9 protein-coding genes and 3 pseudogenes are annotated in these 17639 nt (G+C 63.6%); 7 read left to right on the top strand and 5 right to left on the bottom strand.

What is annotated here, in order from left to right:
• Window positions 1-43 precede the first annotated feature (43 nt).
• Window positions 44-5545, bottom strand: a complete 5502-nt coding sequence (locus tag AB688_RS00050; RefSeq protein ID WP_081255172.1) for an NEL-type E3 ubiquitin ligase domain-containing protein — start codon at window positions 5543-5545, stop codon at window positions 44-46.
• Between the two features lie 177 nt (window positions 5546-5722).
• Between AB688_RS00050 and pip the strand changes: the two genes are divergently transcribed.
• The 7 genes and pseudogenes from pip to AB688_RS00015 all read left to right on the top strand — a co-directional run bounded on the left by pip (window position 5723) and on the right by AB688_RS00015 (window position 14488).
• Window positions 5723-6694: a prolyl aminopeptidase gene (gene pip, locus AB688_RS00045; RefSeq protein ID WP_063541390.1), complete on the top strand. Its 972-nt coding sequence runs from the start codon at window positions 5723-5725 to the stop codon at window positions 6692-6694.
• Window positions 6691-7128 carry a D-aminoacyl-tRNA deacylase gene (dtd, locus tag AB688_RS00040; RefSeq protein WP_054894799.1) on the top strand — a complete coding sequence of 146 codons (438 nt, stop codon included), beginning with the start codon at window positions 6691-6693 and terminating at the stop codon, window positions 7126-7128. Before pip ends, dtd begins: the two co-directional genes overlap by 4 nt.
• Before the next feature lie 263 nt (window positions 7129-7391).
• Complete coding sequence (locus tag AB688_RS00035) at window positions 7392-9137, top strand: glucan biosynthesis protein G (RefSeq protein ID WP_081255321.1); 1746 nt, start codon at window positions 7392-7394, stop codon at window positions 9135-9137.
• Window positions 9130-11702, top strand: a pseudogene (gene mdoH / locus AB688_RS00030) (glucans biosynthesis glucosyltransferase MdoH). Before AB688_RS00035 ends, mdoH begins: the two are co-directional and overlap by 8 nt.
• A gap of 221 nt (window positions 11703-11923) precedes the next feature.
• The gene (locus AB688_RS00025) at window positions 11924-12721 is read left to right on the top strand and encodes a transporter substrate-binding domain-containing protein (RefSeq protein WP_054894813.1); all 798 of its coding nucleotides are present in this window, start codon (window positions 11924-11926) and stop codon (window positions 12719-12721) included.
• Between the two features lie 24 nt (window positions 12722-12745).
• A pseudogene (locus AB688_RS00020) lies at window positions 12746-13761 on the top strand (amino acid ABC transporter permease).
• The gene (locus AB688_RS00015; protein WP_063546580.1) at window positions 13754-14488 is read left to right on the top strand and encodes an amino acid ABC transporter ATP-binding protein; all 735 of its coding nucleotides are present in this window, start codon (window positions 13754-13756) and stop codon (window positions 14486-14488) included. Before AB688_RS00020 ends, AB688_RS00015 begins: the two are co-directional and overlap by 8 nt.
• A 75-nt stretch (window positions 14489-14563) precedes the next feature.
• Here the strand turns inward: AB688_RS00015 and AB688_RS00010 are convergent, their stop codons facing one another.
• The 4 genes and pseudogenes from AB688_RS00010 to AB688_RS27395 all read right to left on the bottom strand — a co-directional run bounded on the left by AB688_RS00010 (window position 14564) and on the right by AB688_RS27395 (window position 17639).
• Window positions 14564-16186 (bottom strand): methyl-accepting chemotaxis protein, encoded by a 1623-nt coding sequence (locus AB688_RS00010; RefSeq protein WP_419555260.1) that lies wholly within the window; start codon window positions 16184-16186, stop codon window positions 14564-14566.
• 83 nt (window positions 16187-16269) lie between these two features.
• Window positions 16270-16506 (bottom strand): annotated as a pseudogene (locus tag AB688_RS27405) (methyl-accepting chemotaxis protein); the annotation flags it as partial.
• 152 nt (window positions 16507-16658) lie between these two features.
• Complete coding sequence (locus AB688_RS27400) at window positions 16659-16952, bottom strand: hypothetical protein (protein WP_419555259.1); 294 nt, start codon at window positions 16950-16952, stop codon at window positions 16659-16661.
• Between the two features lie 9 nt (window positions 16953-16961).
• On the bottom strand, window positions 16962-17639 hold the full coding sequence (locus tag AB688_RS27395; RefSeq protein ID WP_419555258.1) for a methyl-accepting chemotaxis protein: 678 nt from the start codon (window positions 17637-17639) through the stop codon (window positions 16962-16964).

The raw sequence follows: 17639 nt of genomic DNA, 5'->3' as shown, positions 1-17639 counted from the left end.
CCGGGACAAAGCCGGCCTGGGGTAGTGCGGTGTCGCCAGCGGGTCATTCGCGCTCGGGGTTGGCCTGGAGGGTCAGCTCCTGTAACAGGCGGGCTTCCTTTGCCTGCTTTTCACGCTTCAAGCTGTCGAACTCCGGCGCGAGTTGCTCCAGGGTGCTGTCGGGGAACTGCTCGGGCAACGCCAGTACCTGCGCCTGGTACTGCTGTTCGATCGCTTCGAAGCGCGCCTGGTGGGTGTGGCGCAGGTAGCGAATCCATTCTTCGTTGCTGGTGGCGTAGTTCAGGAACGACTCGCCCTGTTCTTCGCGGTGCACCTGGTCCACGGCCAGCGCCAGCTCGTTACGGCTGACATCGGCGAAAGCCTCGTACAGCATGTTGTCGTCCGGTACGCCAAGCTTGAGTTCCGCGTTCAACCCGCGTCGATAGGCCAGGCGCACCTCTGCCTCGTCGCGCCCCCTGGCTTTGTCCCGGGCGATCTCGTCCAGGCGGTGCAGGCGGAAGAGACGACGCAGCTCCCGGTAGAGCGTGTGCTCCGACTCTGCCGCCTCGGTCAGCAAGCGCCGGCCGTCGATCAGCAGTTCGATGTTCTGGAACACCAGCAGGGCGCCGTCATGGCAGGTCTGGTTGCCGGTGTCGGGCTGCACCAGGGCCTCTTCGGCCACGGCGTTGAACAGCAGACGCTCCTCGGTATTGACCGCGGCCTTGACCAGCATCAGACGCACGCGCTCGCAGAACGATTGGCGGGTCTGGCCGTTGCGATAGGGGGCAGCCTGGCGCAACCGACCGACCAGCGCCAGCAGGTTGGCAGCGTCACCGCTTTCTTCGAGGGTTTCCCAGGCGCTTCTCAGGGCCTCGTTCTGCGCCTGGGCGCCGAGCGACCAGTCGTCGACGTTGGGCAGGTCGTTATCGGCAGAGAGCATCGGGTTATGCAGGTGTCCGCCAGCCAATTCATCATCTGAAGAGGTGAGCAAGAGCAGGTCTTCGGGCACGTCCATGGCGAAGGTATAGCTGTGCTGGCTGTCCGATGAGGTGCGCGCGCGCGTCATGGTGTCCATGCTCAACGGGTTGCCGAACAATGCGATCGATGAGATCGGGAAACCGTTATCGATGTTGCTGAGGATGTGTTCGGGAAGTTCGGTGAGCTGGTTTTCACTGAGATCCAGCATGTCCATCGGCAGCAGGCTGTCGATCCATGCCGGCCAATGCTGCAGGCCCATGTTGTTCAAGTCGAGGCGGCGCAGGTTGCGTAGCGCTTCGGGCACTTGGGTGATGGTGCCCATGCGGTTGCCGCCCAGGTCCAGCACTGTCAGGTTGCTCAAGTGAGCGAGGGTTGCAAGCATGCTGTCGTCCACCTCCAGGTTCATGTCGCGCATCGAAAGATAGGTCAGGCGTGGCAGGCGGAGCAGTGCCGTGGGCAGGGTCTGGGTGGCGCCGATGTACTCCACCAGGTTCAGGCTCTCGACGTTCGAGAGTCGGGCGAGAAACGCATCCAACTGCTCTGTGCTTCCACTCGCTCGGGATAGGGACAGGTTGCGCACCCGCTCGTTGAAGAAGGTCGGCAACTGTGGCGGGAAATGCCCCAGGTCCATGTCTTCCAAGCGCAAGGTCGTCTGGGTCAGGCCTTGTTCCTGGCTCTGCCAGAAGGTGCTCAACGCGGAGCCGATACGGCGGCGGGCAAGTGTCGCGGCTTGGCTTGGCGGTGCGCTCGAACTGGAGGCGTTGGCCCACTGGTCGATGGCCTCGTGCAACGCCTGGCGTTGCTGTAGGTGCTGGTCGAGACGGGTACGCAGGCCGGGCGAGATATCGACCGTGACGTTGGGGCTCGACGCTTCCTGGGCCAGCAGCAGGCGCAGCAATTGGTCATCGCTGATGCGGTTGCCTTCCAGTGTGATGACGGTGTGTGGGCGTGCGTCGGCGTGGCTGTTGAGCAGCATGCCAGGCAGTACCCGCAGGTTGTTGTCGCGTAGCGAAAGTTCGCCGATGTTCGCCAGTGCCCCTAGGCCCAGACCCTGCGGCCAGTGATCGAGGGTCATACGGTCGAGACCAAGATAGTCCAGCGTGAGCTCGCGAAAATCCGGGCGGTAGCGTTCGGAAAGGCGGTTGCCGCTGAAGTCCAGGCGACGCAGGCGAGGCAGGCCGGCGAGGCTGTTGATGTCGCTCTCGGACAGTTGCAGGTTCTGGTTCAGCAGGCTGAGCGATTCGAGTTCGGGGAAGTGCGTTGCCATCAACCCAACGCTGAACAGCATTTGCGATGGGGCGGCGGTTTGCGAGTAGGGGCGGCTGATTTCGAGTGAGCGCACGCCTGGCAACTGTCGGAACAGGTTGTTCAGGTGCCGCTCGTATGCGGTCCAACCCACGCTACTGCCAAATGACGGCTCGGTCAGTTGCACGTGCGTGATGGTCGCGCTGAGGAAGTCGGGCAGGTCCGAGGGGAAGCTGCTGAGGTCGATGCGCTCCAGGTGCAGGGGGGCTTGGGTGTCTCCGAGGGCGGGCAATGCGTTGCGGTGCCAGTGATTCATGAAGCGTGCCTGAAGCTCGGAGAACGTTTGTGGCGGGACAAGGATGTCGGGGTGGACCGCCGTGCGCCAATCGTCCAGCCAGCGCTGCAGGGCGGTGCGCTGTTCTTGCAGCTCGCGCAGGCGGTTATGGATGTCCGAACGGTTCATGCCGCTGGTTTCAAGGCGGGTCAGGATCTGTTCGGCCGAGCGGGAGAGGTGTTCGGGCAGTTCGAGGGTGCGGATGATGCGCAGCAGTGTATGGCGGGTGAACGAACCCCCAACCGCACCTCGACCGCCCAGCGGGTAGCCGATGCGCCCGTCGGCCAGGCGCATCGGTGAGCGGTAGCCTGGGTTCAGCGGTTGCATGCCCAGCAGGCGCCTGAACGTAGCGCGTGGCAGGAGGTTGGCCTGGATCAGGCGTTTCAAGGCAAGGGTCTGTTCGGCACCGTCGCCCGCCAGTGTTTCGCGCAGGGCGGCGGGTATCACCTCGAGCAGTGCGCTGTACAACGAGGTATGCGAGGACAAGGAGGTGGCCGATTCCGCAAGGTAGCCTGAGGCGGTGCTGACGAGGGTCTGGCCCTGCGAGTCGGTGGTGCCGATCTCGAAGGTTCCGCCAGGCAACTGCTCCAGTGTCAGGCGGGTGCCGGTTGGCCAGTCGGGCAACTGCCCCAGCGTGTACAGCGCCAGCCGCTCGCTATCGGCATTGCGCACCGAGTCCAGGAATAGCCCCTCGTAGGCACGCGCCAGGCGCACCTGTTGCTGATAGAGGCGTATTTCCTGGGCCAGGCGGTAGGGCACCTTGGCTTGTGCCGGGCTTTGCAGCTCCTCGGGCGTGGCGTGGCGCAGCAGTTCCTCGACGATTGCATTCGGCAGTTGCGGGTAGCGCTGCTGGATGAGCTCTGCGGATGGCGTCACGCTGCTCGACAAGGCGCTGTAGCGCTTGGCGAATTCTGCCTGGGCCATGTGTGGCTCGGCGTAGGCGGGCGCCCGGCTGATCTGCTGGTCCAGCGTGAAGCGCGCCAGGGTGTCTTCCAGCAGTGCGGGAAGCCGCTGGTTATCGGCGACGATCCGGCGCAGCACGTCTTCCTTGGTGTCGCTGATCTCCAGAATGCGGGTGATGGTTGCATCATCGGACGCGGCGGCCAGCGGGCTTGCGCGACGCATGAGAGTAAGCGCCTGCCAGGTCAGCGGCTGGTCCAGTTCGTGCAGCCAGGCACCGGCACCATTGTGGCGCAGGCTCGGTTGGTAGCTCTGCGGGTTGTGCGGGTGTTCGAGCCGGTATTCACCAGTAGGCGTCGCCTGGCTCAGCGAATAGTGGGTGCCGTCCAGCGCCAGCCAGGTCTTGCCTTGGTGATGGTACAGGCCGAATTCATCTGGCTGCAGGTCGGCTGGCAGCAGAATGTCGTGCGCGAACGGCCGCAGGTCGGGCGCCCACAGGCGGGTCTGGCCATCGGGCAGTTCGATGGGGGTGAGTTCCTCGATGAACGAGGGCGTTTCCACCGGAATACGCTCGAGCGCCGGTACCTCGCCTGTGCCGCCGGCGGCCCCCAGCGCGGCGGTGAGCGCCACGTTCTCGACCACATCCATCAGGTACTCGAAGGCCTGTTGCTGGTCGCCGCTGGCCCAGCTGTCCAGGCCCTCGAACACCTCGTAGCTCAGTTGGATAGCGGCCACGCCCATCATCACCTGGCCCAGCACGGGTATGAAGAAGGCGCTGATGTTGAGCGCGTCGAATGCCAGCTGGGTGAAGTAGGCTCGACGCTTTTCGGCGGTCTTTTCGTCCTCGACGGCGGTGGGCACCGCGTGGAATGCCGCGTCGTCCTTGAGCCGCTGCTGCTTGTGCTCGACCTGATGGCTGAGCAGCGGCTGGCGCAAGGGCTCCAGGGTCACCGGAACCCAGGCCTCTGGGTCGCGGACCCGCTCGACCTGGCTGCCTTGGCCGTCGGAGCTAGGTTGTACGGTGCTCCAGTCGACCGGTTGCAGGCAGTCGCGCAGCTTTTCGAAGAAGGTGGCGCTGTCACGCGCCGGCACTGCGCGCTTGAGCTGATCGACCGGCATCATCCACAGCTGTTCGCGCAAGTGGGCCTGTGCCTCATGCACCGAATGGTGCTGCTGCAAGGGGGTGTCGCTGCCGGGCAGGTAGGTGACGAGCAGGCCTTTGTGCGGCAATAGCAGCGGATCGTAGGCCAGTAGCTGCTCGGGAGAGGCGACGGCGCCGATGACCATGGCCCCGGTCAACGGCACCCCGAACAGGGCCAGCCCGGCGCAACGCACCGGGCTGCCCTGGTACTCGGCTGGCTTGTCCTCGACGAGGGCGAGCAGTATCGAGTGCAATTCGGCGTCGATCGCTTGGCTGAGTAAGGCTTTATGCACCTCCACGCGCAAGGCCGCATGTTCGGTCGCGCGCAGCGCTGGCGCCGCGGAGTTCAACACGTCGCCGATCAGCGTCTGGTACTGGCCGCCGATGTCCAGCTCACGGCTCAGGGCCGCGAACTCGTGGGGAACAATGGAGAGTTGCTTTCCGTCCGGCGTAAGGAACGTAAACGTGTTGCTGTCGACAACGGCTGCGCTGAGCCATTGTCCATCCAGCCCATTGGGCTCGGCTTCGGCCTCCTCGAAATTCTGCAGCGCACAGTGCAGCAGCGATTGAGTGGCCAGTTTCAACGCACGCTGCCCATTGACGACGGGATCGCCTTCCAGCTGCAGTTTGTAAGCTTCTGCCTTGCTGGCATTGATCAGGTAGTGGGTGGATACGTCGAGGGACAACGCGAACCGCTTTTCAATCGCCTGGAGCAAGTGCTGGGTGGCGAACGCTGTCAGCGCCGGGAGCACGCCCAGTTGCGCATTGAGCTCGGTGCTGTGGGCCTGGTAGTCGGTATAGGCCTGGGCGAGGTCACGGGTAGTCGCGTTGGCCTGCGCGAACCAGGTCGGCGGGGTTTTGAGGGTTTCGCGCATGATGGTGTGCGCAGGGGCAGGGGTCGTGTGCATCCACGGCGGCATCTTGTGTTCGATCAAGGCGTGGGGAGCGAGGGGGGCTGACGGCTTCATGGCGGTGTCTCGTGGGGAAATCGCCGATGCTAGTGAGCCGCGCAGGCCAGGCTGACATAACAGTTTATAGAGGCCGTGAGGCAATCATCTGGCAGGCCCATCACACGGGTACATGCTCAAAGCGCAATTCAGGTTTATGATGGCCCTCGGCCGAACAATCCTCACACGGAGTGCGCAATGCAGACCCTCTACCCGCAGATCAAACCCTACGCCCGGCACGATCTGGCCGTGGAAGCGCCGCACGTGTTGTATGTCGATGAAAGTGGTTCGCCTGAAGGTTTGCCGGTGGTGTTCATCCACGGAGGTCCGGGCTCGGGCTGCGACGCCCAGAGTCGTTGCTACTTCGACCCCAACCTCTACCGCATCATCACCTTCGACCAGCGCGGCTGTGGGCGCTCCACGCCACACGCGAGCCTGGAGAACAACACCACCTGGCACCTGATCGAAGACCTGGAGCGTATCCGCGAGCACCTGGGCATCGACAAATGGGTACTGTTCGGTGGCTCCTGGGGCTCGACGCTGGCGCTGGCCTACGCCCAGACCCACCCCGAGCGCGTGCATGGCCTGATCCTGCGTGGGATCTTCCTGTGCCGGCCCCAGGAAATAGAATGGTTCTATCAGGCGGGCGCTAGCCGTCTGTTCCCCGACTACTGGCAGGACTACATCGCGCCGATCCCGGCCGAGGAGCGCGGCGACCTGGTCAAGGCTTTCCACAAGCGCCTGACCGGCCACGACCAGATCGCCCAGATGCAAGCCGCCAAGGCCTGGTCGACCTGGGAAGGCCGTACTGCCACGCTGCGTCCCAACCCGCTGGTGGTCGATCGCTTCTCCGAGCCTCAGCGTGCGCTGTCGATCGCCCGTATCGAATGCCACTACTTCATGAACAATGCCTTCCTCGAGCCGGACCAGCTGATCCGCGACCTGCCGAAGATCGCCCATCTGCCGGCGGTGATCGTGCATGGACGCTATGACGTGATCTGCCCCCTGGACAACGCCTGGGAGCTGCACCAGGCCTGGCCGAACAGCGAACTCAAGGTGATCCGCGATGCTGGGCACGCCGCGTCCGAGCCAGGCATCACCGATGCCCTGGTACGCGCCGCAGACCAGATGGCGCGTCGCCTGCTCGACCTGCCCCTGGAAGAAGCATGAAGGGCCTGCTACAGCGTGTACGCGCAGCACGGGTCGAAGTCGAGGGCGAGATCGTCGGCGCCGTAGACCAGGGTTTGCTGGTGCTGGTGGCGGTCGAGCCTGAAGATACCCGCGAACATGCCGATAAGCTTTTGCACAAGCTGCTGAACTATCGGGTGTTCAGCGACCCGCAGGGCAAGATGAACCTGTCGCTCAAGGATATCGGCGGCGGACTGCTGCTGGTGTCGCAGTTCACCCTGGCCGCCGACACCCGTAGTGGCATGCGGCCGGGTTTTTCGACGGCGGCGCCGCCTGCACTGGGGGCCGAGCTTTTCGACTATCTTTTGCAGCAGGCTAAGCTTCAGCACTCGGACGTCGAGAGTGGCCGTTTTGGTGCAGACATGCAGGTTCACTTGGTCAATGATGGCCCCGTAACATTTATGTTACAAATATGAGCCGCAAAAACCCCTTGTTTGTAGGAAAACAAGGGGTTTTGTACGATAAATAGTTTGTCCAGCCTGATGCGTTGTAACGCAGCCTGCTGGATAATCGCGCGCTGCGTGAGCCTGCGTTCGCAGGTTCGTTTCACTCTGACTCGAGCATTGTCTGGATCCGTTTGGGGAATCATTGCGCCCTTGCGGGGTCCGAACAGTGCTCGCCAACCCGGCATTGGTCGCTGGCCGTTGGTTTCATGATCTGTTTACGGCGAGGGTTGCTCGTGATTGTAAGTCCCTGTAATGCACCAAGAATCCCCGGCAATCGGCTGCGCACGGCCTTGTTGGCAGGCGCAGCGCTGGTTGGCCTGATGAGCGCTGGCCAGCTGTGGGCATTCAATCTTGACGATGTTGCAGCCAAGGCAAAGGATCTGGCCGGCCAGAAGTACGAAGCACCGAAGAGCAACCTGCCTCCGGTGTTCCGCGACATGAAGTACGCGGACTATCAGAAAATCCGCTTCATCCAGGAAAAGGCCGAATGGGCGAATGACAAGACCCCGTTCAAGCTCTCCTTCTATCATCAGGGCATGCACTTCGACACGCCGGTGACCATCAACGAGATCACCGCCAAGAAGGTCGAAGAGATCAAGTACGACCCGAGCCGCTTCGAGTTCGGCGACGTACCGCATGACGCCGATGCCACCAAGAACCTCGGCTACGCCGGTTTCCGCGTGCTCTACCCGATCAACAAGCCTGACAAGCAGGATGAGATCATGACCCTGCTGGGCGCCAGCTACTTCCGCGTGGTCGGCAAGGGGCACGCCTATGGCCTGTCTGCCCGCGGCCTGGCCATCGACACTGCGCTGCCGTCCGGCGAAGAGTTCCCGCGCTTTCGCGAGTTCTGGATCGAGAAGCCCAAGCCCGCCGACAAGCACCTGGTGATCTACGCGCTGCTCGATTCGCCACGTTCCACCGGCGCCTACAAGCTGACCGTGCGTCCAGGCGACGACACCATCGTCGACGTCAAGTCCAAGGTGTTCCTGCGCGATCACGTCAGCCGCCTGGGCATCGCCCCGCTGACCAGCATGTTCCTGTTCGGCCCGAACCAGCCGTCGAAGGTACAGAACTACCGTCCGGCGCTGCATGACTCCGAAGGCCTGTCGATTCACGCCGGCAACGGCGAATGGCTGTGGCGTCCGCTGAACAATCCGAAACACCTGGCAGTCAGCAACTTCAGCGTCGAGAACCCGCGTGGTTTCGGCCTGATGCAGCGTCAGCGCGCCTTCAGCGACTTCGAAGACCTCGACGACAACTACCAGAAGCGTCCAAGCACCTGGATCGAGCCCAAGGGCGACTGGGGCAAGGGCACCGTCGACCTGGTCGAGATTCCGACTGCCGACGAGACCAACGACAACATCGTTGCTTTCTGGAGCCCGGAAACCCTGCCTGAGCCAGGCAAGCCGTTCGAGTACAACTACCGCCTGCACTGGACCATCAGCGAGCCCAAGTTCCAGGCCCAGGACCTCGGCTGGGTCAAGCAGACCCTGCGTTCCACCGGTGACGTCAAGCAAGCCAACCTGATCCGTCAGGCCGATGGCAGCGTGGCTTTCCTGGTCGACTTCAACGGCCCGGTGCTGGCGGCATTGCCGGAAGACACCGCGGTGCGCAGCCAGGTCAGCGTGGGCGACAATGCCGAGCTGGTCGAGAACAATCTACGCTACAACCCTGAGATCAAGGGCTGGCGTCTGACCCTGCGGTTGAAGGTCAAGGATCCGAAGAAGTCCACCGAGATGCGTGCCGCGCTGGTACGCGATGTTCCGGTCGAGGCGCCGAAGGAAACCAAACCTGCCGAAACCAAGCAGGACAAGGCGGCCGCCAAGCACGCCAAGGCTCAGCATGCCAAGGCCGAGAAGGCCGAGACGCCTGCCGAGCAACCAGCCGCCGACGCGGCGTCCACCAACGGGGCCCCGGCCACCACCGAGAAGGTGCTGACCGAAACCTGGAGCTATCAGTTGCCTGCCGATGAGTAACTCAAGCGCAAGGCCGGAATCGCTTGGCGAGTACCTGGCCCACCTCCCTCTGAGCGACGAGCAGCGAGCGGAACTCGCCAGCTGCTCTTCCTTCAGCGAGCTGCACCAACGCCTGGCGGCCGATCCGGCCGCCAGCGCCACCGAGGCCGTCCAGGCTTCGGTGGGTTCCCGTCTGACGGTTGGCAGTGCCGCCGAGCTCGAAGAGGCCGAAATGCTCGGCGTCGACGGCGGTGGCCGCCTGTGCCTGAAGATCGCCCCACCGATCAAGCGTACCAAGGTCCTGCCCGAGCCCTGGCGCACCAATATCCTGGTGCGCATGTGGCGGCGCATGACTGGCCGCACCAACGCTCCGCAACCGCCCAAGCGCGAGTTGCCGCCGGCACGCTGGCGCCGGGTCGGTTCGTTGCGCCGCTACATCCTGCTGGCGCTGATGATCGGCCAGACCATCGTCGCCGGCTGGTACATGAAGGGCATCCTGCCGTACCAGGGCTGGTCGTTCGTCGACCTGGACGAAGTGGTCAACCAGCCGATCTGGGACACCGTCGTGCAAGTCTGGCCCTATGCCTTGCAGACCTCCATCCTGATTCTCTTCGGCATCCTGTTCTGCTGGGTGTCGGCGGGCTTCTGGACTGCGCTGATGGGCTTCCTCGAGCTGCTCACCGGCCGCGACAAGTACAAGATTTCCGGCAGCAGTGCCGGCAACGAGCCGATCCCGGCCGATGCCCGCACCGCGATCGTCATGCCGATCTGCAACGAAGATGTGCCACGGGTCTTCGCTGGCCTGCGCGCGACCTTCGAGTCGGTGGCCGCCACCGGCAACCTGGACCGCTTCGACTTCTTCGTGCTCAGCGACACCAACGACACCGACATCGCCGTTGCCGAGCAACAGGCGTGGCTCGAGGTGTGCCGTGAGGCGAAAGGCTTCGGTCGTATCTTCTATCGCCGCCGCCGCCGCCGCGTGAAACGCAAGAGCGGCAACCTCGACGACTTCTGCCGTCGCTGGGGGGGCGAATACAAGTACATGGTCGTGCTCGACGCCGACAGCGTGATGAGCGGTGAGTGCTTGAGCAGCCTGGTGCGCCTGATGGAGGCCAACCCGGACGCCGGTATCATCCAGACCGGGCCGAAGGCTTCTGGCATGGACACGCTGTATGCGCGCATGCAGCAGTTCGCCACCCGTGTGTACGGCCCGCTGTTCACCGCAGGCCTGCACTTCTGGCAGCTGGGCGAATCGCATTACTGGGGGCACAACGCGATCATCCGCATGAAGCCCTTCATCGAGCACTGCGCCTTGGCGCCATTGCCGGGCAAGGGCGCCTTCGCCGGCGCGATCCTGTCCCACGACTTCGTCGAAGCCGCGCTGATGCGCCGTGCCGGCTGGGGCGTGTGGATCGCCTACGACCTGCCGGGCAGCTATGAAGAGCTGCCCCGAACCTGCTCGATGAGCTCAAGCGCGACCGGCGCTGGTGCCACGGCAACCTGATGAACTTCCGCCTGTTCCTGGTCAAGGGCATGCACCCGGTGCACCGCGCGGTGTTCCTCACCGGGGTGATGTCGTACCTGTCGGCACCGCTGTGGTTCCTGTTCCTGGTGCTGTCGACCGCGTTGCTGGCAACCAACACGCTGATGGAGCCGCAGTACTTCATCGAGCCGTTCCAGCTGTATCCGCTGTGGCCGCAGTGGCACCCGGAAAAAGCCATCGCGCTGTTCTCCACCACCATCGTGCTGCTGTTCCTGCCCAAGCTGCTCAGCATCATCCTGATCTGGGCCAAGGGCGCGACCGAGTTCGGCGGGCGGATCAGGGTGACCCTGTCGATGCTGATGGAGATGCTGTTCTCCATGTTGCTGGCGCCGGTGCGGATGATCTTCCACACCCGCTTCGTGTTGGCCGCGTTCCTCGGCTGGGCAGCGACCTGGAATTCGCCGCAGCGTGACGACGATTCCACCCCGTGGAGCGAAGCGGTGCGGCGTCATGGCCCGCAGACCTTGCTGGGTATCGCCTGGGCTGCGCTGGTGGCTTGGCTGAATCCGAGCTTCCTGTGGTGGCTGGCGCCGATCGTCGGCTCGCTGGTGCTGTCGATCCCGGTTTCGGTGATCTCCAGCCGTGTGCGCCTGGGCCTGGCGGCCAAGGACGAGCGCTTGTTCCTGATTCCCGAGGAATACGCCACGCCGCACGAGCTGCTGGCAACCGACCAGTACACCCACGAGAACCGCTGGCACGCCCTGAAGGATGGCTTCGTTCGCGCCGTGGTCGATCCGCGTCAGAACGCCCTGGCCTGCGCCATGGGTACGGCCCGTCACGGTCAGTCTGCCGCGATCGAGACGCTGCGCGCCGAGCGCATCGCCAAGGCGCTGGAAGCCGGCCCCAAGGGGATCGACGGCAACACTCGCCTGGCCCTGCTGAGCGATCCGGTGGCGCTGTCGCGCCTGCACGAGCGGGTGTGGACCGAGCAGAACGAGGCGTGGATCAAGGTGTGGCGCAACTCCATCGCCAACGATCCGCACTCGCCGCTGTTGCCGCTGCATCCTGAAGGTGAAGGTCAGCCGGCACTCGTCGGCGCCTGATCCATCGCATTCGCGGGCAAGTCCGCTCCTACAGGCTTTGTAGGAGGGGGCTTGCCCGCGAAGCTTTTTCTACCGCCATGATTTTTGGCCAACAAAGTCCCCACCGGCTCTAGGTCCCAGGGCCTGCATGCGTTAGCATCCGTCCCGACACAACGCACCGGTCGGAACGATCGTGCACACAATAAAATTCTGCGTACTTCTTGCTAGGGGACCTGGTGATGATGAAGAAATACCTGTCGCGCATGCTGCTCGGCGTCACCGCGCTGATCGCGGTCACAACCGCCCAGGCGGGCGCCATCGATGATGCGGTCAAGCGCGGCACCCTGCGCGTGGGTATGGACCCGACCTACATGCCGTTCCAGATGACCAACAAGCGCGGCGAGATCGTCGGCTTCGAGGTCGACATCCTCAAGGCGATGGCCAAGTCCATGGGCGTCAAGCTCGAAACCGTCTCCACCGCCTATGACGGCATCATCCCGGCCCTGCTGACCGACAAGTTCGACATGATCGGCAGCGGCATGACCCTGACCCAGGAACGCAACCTGCGCCTGAACTTCAGCGAACCCTTCATCGTGGTTGGCCAGACCCTGCTGATCCGCAAGGAGCTGGCAGGCGAGATCAAGTCGTACAAGGACCTGAACAACGAGAAGTACCGCCTGACCTCCAAGCTCGGCACCACCGGCGAGATGGTCGCCAAGAAGCTGATCAGCAAGGCCAAGTACCACGGCTACGACAACGAGCAGGAAGCGGTGATGGACGTGGTCAACGGCAAGGCCGATGCCTTCGTCTACGACGCGCCGTACAACGTGGTCGCGGTGAACAAGGCCGGCGCCGGCAAGCTGGTCTACCTGGAAGAACCCTTCACCTACGAGCCGCTGGCATTCGGCCTGAAGAAGGGCGACTACGACAGCATCAACTTCATCAACAACTTCCTGCACCAGATCAAGCACGACGGGACCTACGATCGTATTCACGACAAGTGGTTCAAGAAGACCGACTGGCTGAAGGACATGGAATAAGAGCCCGGACCACAAGCCCTGGCGATGACCCTGACGCGCAGGCAACCCCTGCGCGTTCGCATTTACGGAAGCACCCACGTGATCAAACACAAGAAAGCCCAGTGGCCCTGGCACGCGCTCACCGCGCTGGTGCTGGTGGGCCTGGCGTTCAGTCTGTACATGGCCACCTCGATGATTTCCTACGAGTGGCGCTGGAACCGTGTGCCGCAGTACTTCGCCTTCCAGGCCGAAGACGTGCAGCGCGCCGCGGCCTACGGCACCGTCGAGGAGATCGTCGTGTCCGGCAACGACGCCCGCGTCACGCTCAAGAGCGAGGACGGCGAGGTGCAAGTGCTGGAGGTGGTCAAGGACAGTCTGCAACTGAGCCGTGGTGACGATGTCGCCGAGGGCGACCAGATCGGCGTCACCCGCCACTGGGCGGCCGGCCCGCTGGCCTGGGGCCTGTGGACTACTTTGTGGATCTCGGTGCTTTCCGGTGCGTTCGGCCTGGTGATCGGCCTGTTCGCCGGGTTGTGCCGGTTGTCGAGCAACCCGACCCTGCGCGACCTGTCCACGGTTTATGTCGAACTGGTGCGCGGTACGCCGCTGCTGGTGCAGATCTTCATCTTCTATTTCTTCATCGGCACTGTGCTCAACCTGTCCCGCGAGTTCGCCGGGGTGGCGGCGCTGGCGCTGTTCACCGGCGCCTATGTGGCCGAGATCGTCCGTGCCGGTGTGCAGTCGATCACCAAGGGGCAGAACGAAGCGGCGCGCTCGCTGGGCCTGAATGCCAGCCAGTCGATGCGCCATGTGATCCTGCCCCAGGCGTTCAAGCGTGTGCTACCGCCACTGGCGGGCAGTTCATCAGCCTGGTCAAGGACACCTCGCTGGTGTCGGTGATCGCCATTACCGAGCTGACCAAGAGCGGTCGCGAGGCGATCACCACGTCGTTCTCGACCTTCGAAATCTGGTTCTGCGTGGCAGGCCTGTACCTGCTGATCAACCTGCCGCTGTCGCACATTGCCAGCCGGCTCGAGCGGAGGCTTGCGCAAAGTGATTGAAGTCCGTGACCTGCTGAAAGTCTTCGACACCCGCGGCCAGGTGGTGCGTGCGGTGGACAGCGTCTCCACCCAGGTTGCCAAGGGCGAGGTGGTGGTGGTGCTGGGCCCCTCGGGTTCCGGCAAGTCGACCTTCCTGCGTTGCCTGAACGGCCTGGAGCATTTCGACGAAGGCCACGTGGCCATCGATGGGCTGCGCCTGGAAGACCCCAAGACCGACATCAATGCCTACCGCCGTGAAGTCGGCATGGTGTTCCAGCACTTCAACCTGTTCCCGCACATGACCGTGCTGGAGAACCTGTGCCTGGCGCAGAAGGTAGTGCGCAAACGTAGCAAGGCCGACCGCGAAGCCAAGGCCCGTGCACTGCTGGAGAAGGTCGGCATTGGCCAGAAGGTCAATGAATACCCCTCTCGCCTCTCTGGGGGCCAGCAGCAACGGGTGGCCATTGCCCGCGCCCTGGCGATGGACCCGAAGGTGATGCTGTTCGACGAACCGACCTCGGCGCTCGACCCCGAGATGGTCGGCGAGGTGCTGGATGTCATGAAGACCCTGGCCCAGGAAGGCATGACCATGGTCTGCGTGACCCATGAGATGGGCTTTGCCCGAGAGGTGGCTGACCGGGTGCTGTTCTTCGATCATGGCAAGTTGCTGGAAGATTCGGCACCCGCTGCGTTCTTCGCGGCGCCGAGGGCACCGCGGGCCCAGGCGTTCTTGCGCCAGGTGCTTTGATCGGATCGCTCTTTGCGTGGGCAAGCCCGGCCTCCTGTAGGCGCGAGCTTGCGCGCGCAAGGCACACCACCGTTCCTACAGGCTGAATCGCCCCACCATCCCCCGCAACTGCTGCCCCAGCTGCTGTAGTTCACCACTGGAAGAGGCCGTCTGTTCGCTCGCCGAACTGGTGTGATCGGAAGCCTCGCGCACACTGATCACGCTGCGGTTGATCTGTTCGGCCACCACGCTCTGCTCTTCGCTGGCGGTGGCGATTTGCTGGTTCATCCCCTGGATGTTCGATACGGTCCGGGTGATCTGCTCCAATGCATCGCCCGCGCGGCGACTCAGCTCGACACTTTGCTCGGTCAGGGTCCTGCTGCTGTCGAGCAGAGAAGTGACTTCATCGGTCGCCTGGTGCAGGCTTTCGATCAGGTGCTCGATCTCCTCGGTCGACTGCTGGGTGCGCTGGGCCAGGCCCCGTACTTCGTCCGCCACCACCGCGAACCCGCGACCGGCTTCGCCGGCACGTGCCGCTTCGATGGCCGCATTGAGGGCCAGCAGGTTGGTCTGTTCGGAAACCGACTTGATCACGTCGAGGATACTGCCGATCCGTTGGCTTTCCCCCGCCAGGTGTTGCATCGAGGTGAGGCAGCGGTCCATCTGCGTTGCCAGCTGTTCGATACGCGCGATGGCTTCGGCCACCACCTGATCGCCCATTTGTGCCTGCTGGTCAGCGTTGGTTGCGGCCAATGAGGCATGTTCGGCGTTCTGCGCCACTTCCTGCACGGTCGCGCTCATCTGGTTCATGGCCGTGGCCACCTGGTCGGTTTCCTCGCGCTGCTGAGTGATGCGCTCGAGCGTGTCTGCGCTGCGCCCGGCCAGTTGCGAGGCCGCTTGTGACAAGTGCTCGACGCTCTGGTCGATGCCCGCGATCAGCTGGCGCAGCTGCAGCGTCATCTCGCACATGCTGCGCTGCAACTGGCCCATTTCGTCGCGACGCGCCACCGTTTCCACTTGGCTGAGGTCGCCACGAGCGATGCGGGCGGCCTGGGCCAGGGTCTGGCGCAGTGGCTCGGTGATCTGCCGGGTGATCAGCCAGCCGGCCATCACGCCGACAGCCAAGGCCAGCAGTGCCACGCTGGTCAGCAGTGAGCGAGCGGCTACGGCTTCATGGTCGCGTTGGGCGATTTTTTGTTCGGCCAGTGTCAGGCTCGCAGCCCTGAGGTCGTTGCCCGCAGTTTCCATGCTGTTCTGCAACTGTTCGGCGCGGATTGCCGCCTGACGGTATTGCTCAAGACTGGCGCGGTACTCGGTCAGGGCTTGCTGTGGACGCGCCATGAGCTCGCTTGGCAGCGCGAGCGGGGTGAGGGCGGTGAGCATTTGTTGCAGGCTGGCCTGCGCAGCATCGAGCGAAGCCTCGCCAACCTTGGCGAAATCCTCGACCGGCGAGAAGGTGTAGGCGGGGACCAGGCTTTGCTGGTTGGCGCTGTCGACCTGGCGGGTGAGTGTGTCCATTAGTCCGAGCAGACCGTTCTGTTGTCCATCGGCTGGGAGCTTGAGCAGAGCCTGGGTCTGCAGGTTGTCAATGACTTCGCCGAGAACCCGGTCGCGATCCTGCATGATGTTGCGCAAACGGCTGCGATTGTCGACCGCCTGCAGCAGCTCGCTGAAGCTCTCGCGCAGGCGCTGCAGTTGCTGCAGTTTTTCCGTGAGCAAGCGGCGCGACTCGTCGACACCCTGCGCTGCTGGAGCAGGGTCAGCATGCTGTCGAGTTGATCCAGGGTAGTACCGATGCGCGCCTTGCTAGTGTCGTCGGACAGACGCGGAACGTGATATCGTTCGGCGCGCAGGTCCTTGGTCAGGTCATTGATACGGACGATTTCGCTGAGTTGCTGCGAGCGTTCGATGGCACCGTCCAGGGCGCGCCAGCCGCTGACGGTGGTTGCGAGTGTGAGCAACAGGACCACGGCGAAGCCGAGGGTGAGTTTGAGTCGCACGCTGAGGTTGGCGAGGCGGCGATTGAGATATCCGAACATGGCGAGTCTCCATCCATATGAGAGAAGGACCATGCTGGTAGGTTGCCGGCATGGTCCTTCTGCTCATCGGCAGAGCGCGCGTGGGACTCGACCTGTAAATCCTGTGGGAAAGTTCCACTGGCAGGTAGTGATTATTCCTTGCCTGGCGGCGCTCAGAGACGGAAGCGGGCTACCAGGCCCTGCAGGTGGGTGCCGAGCCGCGCCAGCTCGACGCTGGAGCTGGCAGTCTCTTCACTGGCCGCCGAGGTCTGGTCGGAAATATCCCGTACATTCATCACGCTGCGGTTGATCTCTTCGGCCACCGCGCTCTGCTGCTCTGCCGCCGTAGCGATCTGCTGGTTCATCGATTGGATCGACGACACGGTGCGGGTGATGGTATCCAGCGAGCTGCCGGCGCGACGGGTCAGTTCGACGCTGCTGTCGGTGAGTTCGCGGCTGCTGTCCATCACACTGGATCACCGCTGGGTGCCGCTCTGCAGGTTGGCGATCAGTTCCTCGTCATCCTCGGTCGACTGCTGGGTGCGCTGCGCCAGGCTGCGTACTTCATCGGCGACCACGGCGAATCCGCGACCAGCCTCACCCGCGCGTGCAGCTTCGATGGCGGCGTTGAGGGCCAGCAGATTGGTCTGCGTGGCGACCGACTTGATCACGTCGAGCACGCTGCCGATCTTGTCGCTCTCGGTCTTGAGCTGGTTCATCGCTTCGCTGGAGTTACCCACTTCGTTGGCCAGGCGCTCGATCTGGGCGATGGCCTCGCCGACCACCCGATCACCCTCGCGAGCCTGCTGATCGGCCATCAGCGCCGCTTCCGACGCCTGCTCGGCGTTGCGCGCGACTTCCTGCACGGTGGCTGCCATTTCGTTCATGGCGGTCGCGACCTGATCGGTCTCCACTTTCTGGTTGTTGACCCCTGCGCTGGTCTGCTCGGTGACGGCCGACAGCTCTTCGGCAGCGCTGGCGATCTGGGTGACGCCGTCGCCGATACCGCTGATCAGTTCGCGCAGGCCCTGGGTCATGCGTTGCATGCTGGCTTGCAGCTGGCCAAGCTCGTCGCGACGTTGCACCTGCAGGTCCTGGCTCAAGTCGCCGCTGGCCACGCGTTCGGCGGCGCTGAGGGTCTGGCGCGAGGGCAC

It is taken from the genome of Pseudomonas putida (assembly GCF_001636055.1).
Taxonomy (GTDB): Bacteria; Pseudomonadota; Gammaproteobacteria; order Pseudomonadales; family Pseudomonadaceae; genus Aquipseudomonas; species Aquipseudomonas machongensis.
The sequence above is the reverse complement of the archived record's forward strand: the minus strand, read 5'-3'. Positions and strand labels throughout refer to the sequence as shown.

Coding starts and splice junctions, on each gene's coding strand:
- AB688_RS00050 (WP_081255172.1), bottom strand. CDS start 5,545: ATGAAGCCGTCAGCCCCCCTCGCTCCCCACGCCTTGATCGAACACAAG.
- pip (WP_063541390.1), top strand. CDS start 5,723: ATGCAGACCCTCTACCCGCAGATCAAACCCTACGCCCGGCACGATCTG.
- dtd (WP_054894799.1), top strand. CDS start 6,691: ATGAAGGGCCTGCTACAGCGTGTACGCGCAGCACGGGTCGAAGTCGAG.
- AB688_RS00025 (WP_054894813.1), top strand. CDS start 11,924: ATGAAGAAATACCTGTCGCGCATGCTGCTCGGCGTCACCGCGCTGATC.
- AB688_RS27400 (WP_419555259.1), bottom strand. CDS start 16,952: ATGGACAGCAGCCGCGAACTCACCGACAGCAGCGTCGAACTGACCCGT.